Source organism: Cupriavidus sp. 2TAF22 (assembly GCF_052115045.1).
Lineage (GTDB): Bacteria > Pseudomonadota > Gammaproteobacteria > Burkholderiales > Burkholderiaceae > Cupriavidus.
The window spans coordinates 178,618-191,475 of the sequence record NZ_JBFRFX010000002.1 but is presented as its reverse complement, the minus strand read 5'-3'; the positions used below and the strand labels follow the sequence as shown (position 1 = coordinate 191,475).

Sequence of the window (12,858 nt, the reverse complement as noted above, 5' to 3'; positions counted from 1 at the left end):
CCCCCGGAGCGACCTACTTTCTTTTTTCCGAAAAGAAAGTAGGCAAAGAAAGCGGACTGCCTGGCCGGCAGGGGCAGAAACATTGGGGTTGCTGGTTGTCGGTGGTTTCGTCGTGGGGGCCGTGGTTTTGCTGGCATCCTGCCGTTACCGGTGCGCGCGGCCACTATCCTGTGGGTGGCGTCCGATTCGTGGTGGCGCTGCATGATGGCGGCGGCCCAGGTAGTTCAAGCTGCTGCCGCGACCGGGGCGGATGGGCACGTCCTAGGAGCGGCACTGGTTTCGTGGTGGGCGCGGCGGCCCCTATTTGAGCTCAGTGCCCAATGGCATCCGCTTAAGAGGTAACCCAGCGCGGACCTGTCAGAAATTTTGTGTTTAGGGCATAACATGCCGCCAAGGAGCATGTCATGCCACGCAAAACCAAGACGAGCCAGGCCGCCGACCGTGAGCTGCACACCATCCCCGAGGACTTGATCGCCCATTTCGTGAAGGGCCCGATGACTGCCGAGGCGGTCCAGGACGCTTCGATGGCGTTCAAGAAGGCCCTGATCGAACGAGCTTTGGGCGCTGAGCTAGGCCATCATCTGGGCTACTCGCCCGGCACCGAGCGTCCGGCCGGCACGGCCAACCAGCGCAACGGCAGGAGCGCCAAGACCGAGCTGACCGAAGACGGCCCGCGGCGCGTAGACATCCCACGCGACCGCGACAGCAGCTTCGATCCGATCCTGATTCCCAAGCACGAGCGGCGCTTCACCGGGTTCGATGACAAGATCATCGCCGTGTATGCCCGTGGCATGACCGTGCGCGAGATCCGCTGACACCCGCGCCCCGGTCCACCGCGCCCACCACGAAACCACGAGCGTGCTACGTCGTGGCCGCTTAAGCCGGTAACGGCAGATGGCCGGACAAGCAGTGTGTTCGGCATCATAGGTCTGACCCTGAAACTACCGCGACCGGGGCGGATGGGAACGGCATGGGAACGGCACTGGTTTCGTGCCCGGTGGCCCCCGCGCGGGATTACCCGCTGACACCCGCGCCCCGGTCCACCGCGCCCACCACGAAACCACGAAACCACGAGGGTGCTATGCCGTGGCCGCTTAAGCCGGTAACGGCAGATGGCCGGACAAGCAGTACGCCCGCCATCATAGGTCTGACCCCGAAACCACTGTCGCCAGCAAGATCGCGGCCGCCCGCCCCGGTAACGGCAGGATGCAAGCAGAACCAAAAACCCCACGACGAAACCAGCAACACCGGGAATCCCAATGTTTCTGCCCCTGCCGGCCAGGCAGCCCGCTTTCTTTGCCTACTTTCTTTTCGGGGAAAAGAAAGTAGGTCGCTCCGGGGGAGCGAAAGCCTTTGACGTTGATGTTGATGTTGACTTTGAAGCACAAGCGCCAGCCCACAAACCACAAACCACAAACAGCATCAAACGCAAAAAACCTCAGACATCGAAGCAAAAAAGCCAAACCGAATCCGCCCCCGCCCCCCACCGACAATCCAAAAAAAAGCGGCAGATGCCAAAAACCACATCCACCGCTTCTCACTACCTCCCTCCACCAACCATCAACCCGGAATCTTCCCCTCCACGCCTTCGACGTAGAACTTGATGCCGTGCAGGAAACCGTCGTCGGCGACCTGGTCCTTGGCCAGTTGATCCTTGCCGGTGTTGTCCTTGAGCGGACCCTTCCAGATCGGCGCCGAGCCGTCGGCGATGCCCTTCTTGCGCTCTTCCACCAGGGCCTTGACGTCATCCGGCACCACGGCGTTGAAGCCCTTCAGGTCGATCATGCCTTCCTTCACGCCCCACCACGTGGTGCTGTTCTTCCACTGGTTGGCCAGCACGTCGCCCACCACCTTGTTGTAGTAGACGCCCCAGGAGATCACCGAGGCAGCCAGGTGCGCCTTCTCGCCGAACTTGCTCATGTCGCTGTCCCAGCCGAAGGCGTACACGCCCTTTTCCTGCGCGGTCTGCACCACGGCGGCGGAGTCGGTGTTCTGCATGAGCATGTCCACGCCCTGGCCGATCAGGGTGGTGGCGGCTTCGCGCTCCTTGCCCGGATCGAACCACTTGTTCACCCACACGACCTTGACCGTGGCCTTGGGATTGACGCTGCGCGCGCCGAGGGTGAACGAGTCGATGTTGCGGATCACCTCGGGGATGGGCACCGATGCCACCACGCCCATCTTGCCGGTCTTGCTCATCTTGCCGGCGACCACGCCAGCCAGGTACGCGCCTTCATACGTGCGCACATCGTACTGCGCAAGGTTGTCCGCGGTCTTGAAGCCGGTAGCGTGCTCGAACTTCACGTCCGGGAATTCCTTGGCCACCTTGAGCATCGACTCCATGTAGCCGAAGGTGGTGCCGAAGATCAGCTTGTTGCCCTGCGCGGCCAGGTCGCGGAACACGCGTTCGGCGTCCGCGGCCGATTCCGGCACGTTCTCGACGAACGAGGTCTTCACCTTGTCGCCGTACTTTTCTTCCACCGCCTTGCGGCCGGCGTCGTGCGCATAGGTCCAGCCGGCATCACCCACGGGCCCGATGTAGACGAAGGCGACCTTGAGCGGCTCGGCCTTCTGCTCGGCGGCGGGGGCCGAAGCGGGCGCGGCGCTTTCCGCCGGCTTTTCGGCTTCCTTCTTGCCGCAGCCAGCCAGGGCCAGCACGGCGGTGGCAGCGAGGGCCGCCAGGGTTTTCCTGCGCGTGACGATCATGATTTCTCCTTGAAATGACCTTGCTACTGATTTTTTTGATTGAGGGTGCAACTATGGCTCTGAATCGCTAAACGAGGCCGGATGCGGCAGGGCCGCGCGTGGATGGCGCCGCGGGGGCGCGATCCACGCGAACAGGACGCGGCTGGCCGGGTCAGGCGACACCCGGGCGGAACGGCTTGCCCAGCGACGCCGGCATGTTCAGGCGGATCCACGCCGGGTTGCGCGAGATCAGTGCCAGCACCACGATGGTGGCGGCGTAGGGCAGCATCGACAGGATCTGCGATGGCACCGCCACGCCGATGCCCTGCAGGTAGAACTGCAGGATGGTGACGCCGCCGAACAGCCACGCGCCGGCCAGCACCCGGCCCGGGCGCCAGGTGGCGAAGGTGGTCAGCGCCAGCGCGATCCAGCCGCGTCCGGCCACCAGGTTCTCCACCCACATCGGCGTGTACACCAGCGACAGGTAGGCGCCGGCCAGCCCGCAGCAGGCGCCGCCGAACAGCAGCGCGCCGAAGCGGATCATGCGCACCGGGTAGCCCAGCGCGTGCGCCGACTCCGGCGATTCGCCGATCGCGCGCAGGGTCAGCCCGGCGCGCGTGCGGAACAGGAACCACGCGATGGCCGCGCACAGCAGCAGGCTGAAATACACCATCCAGTGATGCTGGAAGAAGGCCGGGCCGAAGAACGGGATATCGGCCAGGCCGGGGATCGACCTGGCCTGCGAAGGCATGGCGTAGCCGACGAAGCGCTGGCCCATGAAGGCCGACAGGCCGGTGCCGAAGATCGACAGCGCCAGGCCGGTGGCCACCTGGTTGGTGGCCAGCACCAGCGCCAGCCACGAGAACAGTGTGGCCATGGCCATGCCGGCCAGTGCGCCGGCGGCGAAGCCGATCATCGGCGACTGGGTCTGGTAGCCGGCCATGAAGCCGACCGCGGCGGCGACCAGCATCATGCCTTCGGCGCCGAGGTTGAGCACACCCGAGCGCTCGTTGATGAGCAGGCCAAGCGCGGCCAGCAGCAGCGGCGTGCCGGCGTTGATCGCGGTGGCGATGAGAGGGGCGAATTGTTCCATGTGTCGGGGGCTCTCGCTCAGGCGGCCTTGGCGCGCCAGCGCAGGCGGTTGTCGATCAGCGTGTCGCTGGCCAGCAGGAAGAACAGCAGCATGCCCTGGAACACCGAGCCGATGGCCGAGGGCAGGCCCAGGCGCGACTGCGCCATTTCGCCGCCGATGTAGAACAGCGACATGACGATGCCGCCGAACACGGTGCCCACCGGATGCAGGCGGCCGACGAAGGCCACGATGATCGCGGTGAAGCCATAGCCGGGCGAGATCGACGGCAGCAACTGGCCGATCGGGCCGGTCACCTCGAAGGCACCCGCCAGGCCGGCGGTGCCGCCCGAGATCATCAGCGCGCTCCACAGCGAGCGGCGCGCCGAGAAGCCGGCATAGCGCGCGGCCGCCGGCGCGGTGCCGCCGACCTGCAGGCGGTAGCCGGCGAAGCTGCGGAAGACGAAGACCGTCATCAGCACCACCAGCACCAGCATCACCGCGAAGCCCGCGTGCAGGCGCGAGCCCGACAGCAGGTTGGGCAGCAGGAACTCGGACGAGAACACCTTGGACTGCGGGAAGTTCATGCCGTTGGGATCCTTGAGCGGACCATTGACCACGTACAGCATCAGCTGCTGCGCGATATAGGTCAGCATCAGCGACACCAGGATCTCGTTGGCGTTGAACTTGTCCTTGAGCGCGGCCGTGAGCGAGGCCCAGAACATGCCGCCGGCCACGCCGGCCAGCGATGCCAGCACCAGCACCACGGTGCCGTTGACGCCATTGCCGGGCACGTCGAAATACAGCACGGTGGCGCCGGCGAAGATGCCGCCCAGGATCAGCTGGCCGTCGGCGCCGATATTCCAGATATTGGCGCGGTAGCACACCGACAGGCCAAGCGCGCACAGCACCAGGGGCACGGTCTTGAGCAGCACCTCGCCGATGGCGCGGCGGTCCTTGAGCGGATCGACCAGGAAGACCTTGAGCGCGGCCATCGGGTCCTTGCCGAGCAGCAGGAACAGCAGGGCGCCGAACATCAGCGTCAGGGCCAGCGCGATCAGCGGCGAAGCATAGGCCATGCGGCGCGAGGGCAGCCCGCGCGGCGCCAGCGATACGGGCGAGCGGAGCAGGAAATCAGCCATGGAGCACGGCCTCCTGTTGTTCGCGCTGCCCGCCCGGGCCACCTTCCCACAAGCCGCTCATCCACAGGCCGACCTGTTCGCGCGTGGCGTCCTGGGTCGGGATCGACGGCGACAGCCGGCCCTTGGCGATCACATGCAGGCGGTCGCAGATGGCGAACAGCTCGTCGAGCTCCTCGGACACCACCAGCAGCGCGCAGCCGGTGGCCTTGAGGGCCAGCAGCTCGTTATGGATCTGCGCCGCGGCGCCCACGTCCACGCCCCAGGTAGGCTGGGCCACGATCAGCACCTTGGGGCCGCTTTCGATCTCGCGGCCGACGATGAATTTCTGCAGGTTGCCACCCGACAGGCTCTTGGCCAGCGCCTCCGGCCCGCTCGCCTTGACGCGGAAGCGGCCAATCACGGCGTGGGCCAGCCCGGCCGCCGCCTTCGGCGAAATCATGCCGCGCCGCACGTACGGCGCGGACTGGTGCGACAGCAGTGTGTTGGCGGCCAGGCTCATGCCCGGCACGGCGCCGCGGCCCAGGCGCTCCTCCGGCACGAAGGCCAGGCCGGCGCGGCGGCGCGCGCGCGCGTCGAGGCGGCCGACCGGCTTGTCGTCGAGCAGCACGGCGCCGCGCTCGGCACGCACGTCCTCGCCCGACAGCGCCGCCAGCAGTTCCTGCTGGCCGTTGCCGGACACGCCCGCGATGCCGACGATCTCGCCGGCGCGCAGGTCCATCGAAATGCCCGACAGCTCGGTGGCGAAGGCATGCGCGCGCGGCAGCGAGAGCGCGCGCACCGCCAGCCGGCAGGCGCCGGGCTCGGTCTGCACGCGCGCCTCGCGCGGCGGCTCGCCGCCGATCATCAGGCGCGACAACGAGGCAGCGCTCTCCTGGCGCGGATCGCACACGCCGGTGACGCGGCCCATGCGCATCACGGTGGCGCTATGGCAGAGCTCGCGGATCTCGTCGAGCTTGTGGCTGATATAGAGAATGCTGGTGCCTTCCGCGGCGAGCTGGCGCAGCGTGACGAAGAGCGTCTGCACGGCCTGCGGCGTGAGCACCGAAGTGGGCTCGTCCAGGATCAGCAACTGTGGCCTGGCCAGCAGCGCGCGCACGATTTCGACGCGCTGGCGCTCGCCCACCGACAGCGTGTGCACGTGGCGGTTGGGCTCGAGCGGCAGGCCGTAGCGCTGCGCGGTTTCGCGGATGCGCTCGGCCAGCTGCTTCATGCTGGCGCTGTCCCTATTCTTGCCCTTGCCGCGCGGCAGTCCCAGCGCGATGTTCTCGGTGACGGTCAGCGTGTCGAACAGCGAGAAATGCTGGAACACCATGGCGATGCCCAGGTTGCGGGCGTCGTGCGGATTGTGGATGGCGGCCGGCGCACCGTTGAAGTGCATCTCGCCGGCGTCGGGCTTGACCGCGCCGAAGATGATCTTCATCAGGGTGGACTTGCCGGCGCCGTTCTCGCCGAGGACGGCGTGGATCTCGCCGGGGGCGACGACGAGCGAGACATCGTCATTGGCGGTCACGCCGGGGTAGCGCTTGCTGATATGGGCAAGCGCCAGCCTTGGGGGTGTGCTAAGGGTCACTGAGGCGGCTCGAGTGGTTATGGCAGCAACGTGGATCAACGTCCGTGTCAGGCAGCACCTCCTGCCGTGCGAGGGGCAGGATCGCCGCGACGCATTGCAGCATCCATCACGGAATGGTGATGCCGTTCATTAAGCGTGGATTATATAAGTGCGCGGGGGCCGGGCGGCCCGTCCAGGACAGTTTTGTCGGCCCCGCAACGGTTGCAGGAAGATTGCAAGTCGCATGCCGGGACGTGACGGGTGCGTCGCGGCGCGGGCCGGGAGGAGGGGCTGTCCGGCAGCGCGCGAGGCAGGGCGGGAAGCGGCAAAAAAAAGCGCCGGGGCAGGACGCTCCCGGCGCTGTGCGGCGCCGGGAAGCGCGCGATGCGTTCCCGGCCCGGTGCGGATCGGCGCAGTCCTGCCGGTCAGGCGCCGTTGTTCGCCGCGACCTGGCTGAAGCGGCCTTCGCGGAAATCCGCCAGCGTCTGGTAGATCTGCTCCTGGGTGTTCATCACGAACGGCCCATATTGCACGATCGGCTCACCCAGCGGCCGGCCCGCGATCAGCAGGAAGCGCGAATCGGTCGCCGCGGTCACGCTCACGCCGTCGGCGCCCGCGGCGTTGTCCAGCACGCCCATGCGCTGCGCTTCGAGCACCGCCGCGCTGTCGCCGGTGCCTACCGAGATTTCGCCCCGGTAGGTGTACAGGAAGGCGTTGTGGCCTGGCGGCAGCAGCTGCGAGAAATGCTGTCCGGCGGGCAGCGTCACGTCGAGGTACAGCGGCTCCGTGACCGGGCGCGTCACCGCGCCGGCCATGCCGTGCGAAGCGCCTGCCAGCACGCGCACGGTGGCGCCGTTCGGCAGCGCGACCGTGGGCACGGCGGCGGCGGGCAGGTCGCGGTACCAGGGCGCGGTCATCTTGTCTGCGGCCGGCAGGTTCAGCCACAGCTGGAAGCCTTCCATGCGGCCGTCCTCCTGCTCGGGCATCTCCGAATGCACCACGCCGGCGCCGGCCACCATCCACTGCGCGCCGCCGTTTTCCAGCAGGCCTTCGTTGCCGGCGCTGTCGCGATGGCGCATGCGGCCGGCCAGCATATAGGTAATGGTCTCGAAGCCGCGGTGCGGGTGGTCGGGGAAGCCGCCGATATAGTCGTCGCGGCTGTCGGTGCCGAAGGCATCCAGCATCAGGAACGGGTCCAGGCGGCGCTGCAGGTTCTGCGTCAGTACGCGGGTCAGCTTGACGCCGGCGCCATCCGAGGTGGCGATGCCGCGCACCACGCGGTCGACCGCGCGCGAGCGCTGCACGGTTTCCTCGGCGGTGGCCGCGACGGCGGTAGCGGTAGTGCGTTGTTCCATGTTCGATCTCCTGTTGGCTGGGGCGGCGGCAATGGCGCGCCGCCCGTTGGCTACCCTCCCAATTTAAGGGTTTGGGCCAAAAGCGGTAGAGGGCGGCAGGGCAACAGATTGTTCTGCCGGTGGCACGGTGACCGCCACGTTATAGCTGGTTTTTGCAACAGCGCCCGCGTCCGCGACGATGCCGGACAAACGTCGGCAAATGCGCCCACAAGCGGGCCGGAAAGCGGGAAGATGACAAGATCGGCGTAAATGCGTATAATAGCGCTCTCGTTGTCATCCGATGCTGCGTGATCCCGCGCAAGATGCAAGGCCCGGCAGGTTTGCCTGGCCCTTGTTTGTGTCTTGTCCGTTACCTGCGCTGCGTTGGCCGATTGATCCGGCGGCGCGTCGGAAATCATCAACTCTGCGCTGCCACTGGCCTCCCGTACCGCATCTTCGCGGCGGGTTGCGCCGCTCCAGGGACCCCCGGCATTCGCACGCCCGGCGTCCCGTCAAATGGGTTTCCCCGCCTTCGCGTGGAACCCGGCGCCCGTCCACCGGCTCATCTGCCGGTCATGGCGGGCAAGGCAATCTAGTCAGGCCCGGCGGCCCCCAATTGCACCGCCCGAGGCCGTTTTCGTCCGCCAGTCCGGATGTGGTGCTTCCTGCCCACGTGCGGCGCGCGGAAAAGAGGGGAATATGTCCAAGCAATCCGTACAGGCGCTCGCCTGGGGATGTCTCGCGCTCGCCGCGCTGGCCGGCCTGGCCACGTGGATCGGCGTCGATGTCATCCGGCAATACCAGGACCGCCTCTGGTACGACGTGGCGGACCACCTGCGCCTGGTGGCGTGGTCCATGGCGCTGGCGCTGGCCACCGGCGTGCCGGCCGGCATCGGCCTGAGCCGGCCCTGCATGCGCCGCTGGGCCGAGCGCCTGATGCAGGTCTTCAATATCGGCAACACCGTGCCTTCGCTGGCGGTGCTGGCGCTGGCACTGGCCGTGCTCGGCATCGGCGAGCGGCCGGCCATCCTGGCGCTGTGGCTGGCCTCGCTGCTGCCGATCGTGCGCAATACCTGCGAGGGCCTGCTCGGCGTCTCGCCGGCCCTGACCGAAGCCGCGCGCGGCCTGGGCATGACACCGCGCCAGCGCCTGTTGCGCGTCGAACTGCCCAATGCGCTGCCGGTGATCCTGGCGGGCGTGCGCATCAGCCTGGTGATCAACGTCGGCACGGTGCCGCTGTCGTTCCTGATCGGCGCCAACAGCCTGGGCGAGCTGATCTTCCCTGGCATCTACCTGAACAACCAGCCCCTGCTGCTGCTGGGCGCCGCGGCTACCGCGCTGCTCGCCCTGGCGCTCGACGGCCTGTTCGCCGCCGCCGGCTACTGCTACCTGCGCAGCCGCGGCCTGGCGCGCTGAAGGCCGCCGCACATGAAGGAGAACCCGATGCATTCCATCACCAGCGCGCTCGCGCGCGCAGGCCGCCTGCTGGCCGGCCTTGCCGCCGCCGCGGCCCTGGCCGCAGTGGCCGCGCCCGCCGCCGCGGATCCCGTGCGCGTGGGCGGCAAGAACTTTACCGAGCAGTTGATCCTGTCGTCGATGACGGCGCAGTACCTCAGGGCCAAGGGCCTGGCCACCGAGCTGACTTCCGGCCTGGGCAGCACGCTGATGCGCCAGGCCATGGAAAGCGACCAGCTCGACGTGGTGTGGGACTACACCGGCACCGCGCTGATCGTCTTCAACAAGGTCGAGGAGAAGCTCGACGCGCAGGCGAGCTACGAACGCGTCAAGACACTCGACGCCGCGCGCGGCCTGGTATGGCTCGATGCCTCCGGCATCAACAACACCTACGCGCTGGCGATGCCGCGCAAGCGCGCCGACGCCGCCGGCGTGACCACGCTGTCGGCCTTCGCCGAAAAAATGCGCGCGGCCGGCGAGGGCACGGCGCATCCGTTCGCCGTCGACATGGAGTTCGCGGCGCGCCCGGATGGCCTGGAGCCGCTCAAGGCGCGCTACAAGCTGCCGTTCTCGCGCCGCGACGTGATTCAGCTCGATCCCGGCCTGGTCTACACCGCGCTGAAGAACGACCAGGTCGAACTGGGCCTGGTCTACACCACCGACGGCCGCGTCAAGGGCTTCGACCTCGTGCTGCTGGAAGACGACCAGCATTTCTTCCCCGCGTACAACGCCGCGCCGGTGGTGCGCAAGGCTGCGCTGGAGCGGCACCCGGAACTGGCCGGACTGCTCAATGCGCTCTCGGCCACGCTCGACAACGAGGCCATGACCGAGATGAACTACAAGGTCGATATCGGCCAGCAGCCGGTCGACAAGGTGGCGCAGGAATTCCTGCGCGGCCACGGCCTGATCTGAAGGAGGCCGCATGGACCTGATGACTTACCTGCAGCACAGCTGGCCCACGTTGCTCAAGCTGACCGGCCAGCACCTGGCGCTGGTGGGCTCCGCGGTGGGGCTGGCGATCCTGGCGGGCGTGCCGCTGGGCATCCTGTGCGCGCGCTTTCGCTTCCTCGCCACACCGCTGCTCACGCTGGCCACCATCGTGCTGACCTTGCCCTCGATCGCGCTGTTCGGCCTGATGATCCCGGTGTTCGCGCGCTTCGGCCACGCGCTGGGCTATGTGCCGGCGGTGACCGCGGTGTTCCTGTATTCGCTGCTGCCGATCATGCGCAATACCTGCGTGGCGCTCGACAGCGTGGACGACGGCATCCAGGAAGCCGGCCGCGGCATCGGCATGACCACCTGGCAGCGCATGCGGCTGGTGGACCTGCCGCTGGCCGTGCCCGTGATCCTCGGCGGCGTGCGCACCGCCGTGGTGATGAATATCGGCGTGGCCACCATCGCCGCCATCATCGGCGCGGGAGGCCTCGGGGTGCTGATCCTGCAAGCGATCAGCCAGAGCAACATGAGCAAGCTGGCGGTGGGTGCCGTGCTGGTCAGCGTGCTCGCCATCGTCGCCGATGCCTGCCTGCAGTGGCTGCAGCGGGCGCTGACACCGAAAGGAATCCGCTGACATGATTGAACTCGACCAACTCACCAAGACCTTCCGCCAGAAGGACGGCGCCGAAGTGCACGCCGTCGATGCCGTTTCCATGACGGTGCCCAAGGGCGAGATCTGCGTCTTCCTCGGGCCTTCGGGCTGCGGCAAGACCACCACGCTGAAGATGATCAACCGCCTGGTCCAGCCCAGCGCCGGCCGCGTGCTGATCGATGGCGAGGACACCACCCGCGTGGACGAGGTGACGCTGCGCCGCAAGATCGGCTACGTGATCCAGCAGATCGGCCTGTTCCCCAACATGACCATCGAAGAGAACATCATGGTCGTGCCGCGCCTGCTGGGGTGGGACAAGAAGCGCAGCCGCGAGCGCGCGCGCGAGCTGATGTCGATGGTGCAGCTCGATCCGGACAAGATGCTGTCGCGCTACCCGCGCGAGCTGTCGGGCGGGCAGCAGCAGCGCATCGGCGTGATCCGCGCGCTGGCCGCGGACGCGCCGGTGCTGCTGATGGACGAGCCGTTCGGCGCGGTCGATCCGATCAACCGCGAGAGCATCCAGAACGAGTTCTTCCAGATGCAGCGCCAGCTCGGCAAGACCGTGATCATGGTCTCGCACGATATCGACGAAGCCATCAAGCTGGGCGACCGCGTGGCCGTGTTCCGCCGCGGCAAGCTGGTGCAGTTCGATCATCCCGACGCCTTGCTGGCGCATCCGGCGGACGATTTCGTGCAGGCCTTCGTCGGCCATGACAACACGCTCAAGCGCCTGCTGCTGGTGCGCGCCGGCGACGCGGCAACCATGGCGCAGAGCTGCACCCCGGACATGCCGCTGGCGCAGGCCTTCGGCATCATGGATGAAGCCGATGTGCGCCAGTTGCCGGTGGTGGACGCCGCGCAGCGCGCGCTGGGCTACGTCACGCGCCGCGATGCGCGGGGCGGGCAGGGCGCGTGCGCCGATGCGATGCGTCCCTTCAAGGCCACCGGGGCCTTCGACGAGCACCTGCGCATCGTCCTGTCGCGCATGTACCAGCACAACACCAGCTGGCTGCCGGTGCTCGATGCCGGGGGCGTGTATCTCGGCGAGGTGACGCAGGAATCGATCGCGGACTATCTCAGTTCAGGGCGCTCGCGCGGCAACGCGCCGGTGATCCGGGCGCCGCAGGCGCCGGCGCCCGTCGAGCGTGCCGCCGCCTGAGCCGGCCAAAGGTTGACGCCCCGCCGCACGTAGTCGTGGCTGTTCAGGTTGCAGCGAGGGACGCCCGGTGAACCGCATCGGGCGTCTTGCATTCCGGGGGCCGGTGCGGCCTGGTCGCAGGCCGTCTCCGCGGCTCAGAGATGGACGTGCGGCCACCGCGCCGCGTCACCGAAGAGGTTGAAGCATGCCTCGCAAGGCAGCATGAAGGCCTCGCGCGTGGAGACGAAGGAGATGTCCAGCCGGTGCGGCGTGGCAAGCTGGGAGCAGGTGTACCACCGGCAGGCGAAGCCCAGGAGCGTTGCATCCAGGTTCTCGGCCACCAGCAGCGCCTTTGGCTCCGCGCAGGGCCACGTCGCTATGTCGGGCGGCGGCATGTGGTACACGAACTGGAAAGCCAGCTGGTCGGCCGGCACGAGCGGCATGTTCAATGCCGCGACGAGCGGGGCTGGCTTCAGGACGGCCTGGATCTTGTCGAAGTTCGGCTTGGACAGCCGGCCACCGGAGAAGGCGACAACGAAGGCGTACTGGATCTTCGGGGTCTGCATGTGCATCACGGCCATGGCGATGTGACCGAGCTCGTCCGCGATGTCGGCCTTGCCGTCGATCAGATCCAATGGCGCCACGAGCTGCATGACGGCGTCTATGACCTTGATGGTCTCCGGCGTGGGGACCGGGTATCGGCCCAGCGATGCCTTGTTCTCGTCGTACTTCCGGATGATCGATTCGATCTGTGTCTGATTGAACGGCATGAGCCACCTCTTCGTTGGGCGAAACGTTCCCCGTCCGGCATGCGCGAAGCGAGCGCCGGTCTCCGGTGGATCTCCGGCCGGACGGCGCCGCCAGGGACTCGCCCCGATAGCGCCATCCACGCCGGCCG

11 protein-coding genes and 1 pseudogene are annotated in these 12,858 nt (G+C 67.4%); 5 read left to right on the top strand and 7 right to left on the bottom strand.

The genetic code is table 11. The annotated features are described in order from the left end of the window. Positions 1 to 404: 404 nt before the first annotated feature. Positions 405 to 812, top strand: a pseudogene (locus AB4Z48_RS03435) (transposase); the annotation flags it as partial. Positions 813 to 1,139: 327 nt separating this feature from the next. Here the strand turns inward: AB4Z48_RS03435 and AB4Z48_RS03430 are convergent. The 6 genes from AB4Z48_RS03430 to AB4Z48_RS03405 all read right to left on the bottom strand — a co-directional run bounded on the left by AB4Z48_RS03430 (position 1,140) and on the right by AB4Z48_RS03405 (position 7,800). After that, on the bottom strand, positions 1,140 to 1,541 hold the full coding sequence (locus AB4Z48_RS03430) for a hypothetical protein (RefSeq protein WP_441612462.1): 402 nt from the start codon (positions 1,539 to 1,541) through the stop codon (positions 1,140 to 1,142). 19 nt (positions 1,542 to 1,560) lie between these two features. After that, positions 1,561 to 2,706, bottom strand: a complete 1,146-nt coding sequence (locus AB4Z48_RS03425; RefSeq protein ID WP_441612461.1) for a BMP family ABC transporter substrate-binding protein — start codon at positions 2,704 to 2,706, stop codon at positions 1,561 to 1,563. A gap of 151 nt (positions 2,707 to 2,857) precedes the next feature. Next, positions 2,858 to 3,778, bottom strand: a complete 921-nt coding sequence (locus tag AB4Z48_RS03420; protein ID WP_441612460.1) for an ABC transporter permease — start codon at positions 3,776 to 3,778, stop codon at positions 2,858 to 2,860. Between the two features lie 17 nt (positions 3,779 to 3,795). Further along, positions 3,796 to 4,896 (bottom strand): ABC transporter permease, encoded by a 1,101-nt coding sequence (locus AB4Z48_RS03415; RefSeq protein WP_441612459.1) that lies wholly within the window; start codon positions 4,894 to 4,896, stop codon positions 3,796 to 3,798. Beyond that, positions 4,889 to 6,466, bottom strand: a complete 1,578-nt coding sequence (locus AB4Z48_RS03410; protein ID WP_441612458.1) for an ABC transporter ATP-binding protein — start codon at positions 6,464 to 6,466, stop codon at positions 4,889 to 4,891. The genes AB4Z48_RS03415 and AB4Z48_RS03410 overlap by 8 nt, the downstream gene beginning before the upstream one ends. A gap of 404 nt (positions 6,467 to 6,870) precedes the next feature. Next, positions 6,871 to 7,800 carry a pirin family protein gene (locus AB4Z48_RS03405; protein ID WP_441612457.1) on the bottom strand — a complete coding sequence of 310 codons (930 nt, stop codon included), beginning with the start codon at positions 7,798 to 7,800 and terminating at the stop codon, positions 6,871 to 6,873. Positions 7,801 to 8,478: 678 nt separating this feature from the next. On the opposite strand from AB4Z48_RS03405, the gene AB4Z48_RS03400 reads away from it, so the two are divergent. Genes AB4Z48_RS03400 through AB4Z48_RS03385 form a run of 4 tightly spaced genes read left to right on the top strand, consistent with a single transcriptional unit; the run spans position 8,479 to position 11,981 of the window. Beyond that, positions 8,479 to 9,195 carry an ABC transporter permease gene (locus tag AB4Z48_RS03400; protein WP_441612456.1) on the top strand — a complete coding sequence of 239 codons (717 nt, stop codon included), beginning with the start codon at positions 8,479 to 8,481 and terminating at the stop codon, positions 9,193 to 9,195. A gap of 27 nt (positions 9,196 to 9,222) precedes the next feature. After that, on the top strand, positions 9,223 to 10,146 hold the full coding sequence (locus AB4Z48_RS03395) for a glycine betaine ABC transporter substrate-binding protein (protein ID WP_441612455.1): 924 nt from the start codon (positions 9,223 to 9,225) through the stop codon (positions 10,144 to 10,146). A 10-nt stretch (positions 10,147 to 10,156) separates the two neighbouring features. After that, the gene (locus AB4Z48_RS03390) at positions 10,157 to 10,804 is read left to right on the top strand and encodes an ABC transporter permease (protein WP_441612454.1); all 648 of its coding nucleotides are present in this window, start codon (positions 10,157 to 10,159) and stop codon (positions 10,802 to 10,804) included. Between the two features lies 1 nt (position 10,805). Next, a complete protein-coding gene (locus AB4Z48_RS03385; protein WP_441612453.1) occupies positions 10,806 to 11,981 on the top strand; it encodes an osmoprotectant ABC transporter ATP-binding protein OsmV in 1,176 nt (391 codons plus the stop codon). Between the two features lie 134 nt (positions 11,982 to 12,115). Here the strand turns inward: AB4Z48_RS03385 and AB4Z48_RS03380 are convergent, their stop codons facing one another. Continuing rightward, positions 12,116 to 12,730, bottom strand: coding sequence for a hypothetical protein (locus tag AB4Z48_RS03380; RefSeq protein WP_441612452.1), 615 nt, complete (start codon positions 12,728 to 12,730; stop codon positions 12,116 to 12,118). Positions 12,731 to 12,858 lie beyond the last annotated feature (128 nt).

What these genes read in the sequence shown, in the direction of transcription:
- AB4Z48_RS03425 (WP_441612461.1), bottom strand. Translation starts at nt 2,706, where the DNA reads ATGATCGTCACGCGCAGGAAAACCCTGGCGGCCCTCGCTGCCACCGCC.
- AB4Z48_RS03420 (WP_441612460.1), bottom strand. Translation starts at nt 3,778, where the DNA reads ATGGAACAATTCGCCCCTCTCATCGCCACCGCGATCAACGCCGGCACG.
- AB4Z48_RS03415 (WP_441612459.1), bottom strand. Translation starts at nt 4,896, where the DNA reads ATGGCTGATTTCCTGCTCCGCTCGCCCGTATCGCTGGCGCCGCGCGGG.
- AB4Z48_RS03405 (WP_441612457.1), bottom strand. Translation starts at nt 7,800, where the DNA reads ATGGAACAACGCACTACCGCTACCGCCGTCGCGGCCACCGCCGAGGAA.
- AB4Z48_RS03400 (WP_441612456.1), top strand. Translation starts at nt 8,479, where the DNA reads ATGTCCAAGCAATCCGTACAGGCGCTCGCCTGGGGATGTCTCGCGCTC.
- AB4Z48_RS03395 (WP_441612455.1), top strand. Translation starts at nt 9,223, where the DNA reads ATGCATTCCATCACCAGCGCGCTCGCGCGCGCAGGCCGCCTGCTGGCC.
- AB4Z48_RS03390 (WP_441612454.1), top strand. Translation starts at nt 10,157, where the DNA reads ATGGACCTGATGACTTACCTGCAGCACAGCTGGCCCACGTTGCTCAAG.
- AB4Z48_RS03385 (WP_441612453.1), top strand. Translation starts at nt 10,806, where the DNA reads ATGATTGAACTCGACCAACTCACCAAGACCTTCCGCCAGAAGGACGGC.
- AB4Z48_RS03380 (WP_441612452.1), bottom strand. Translation starts at nt 12,730, where the DNA reads ATGCCGTTCAATCAGACACAGATCGAATCGATCATCCGGAAGTACGAC.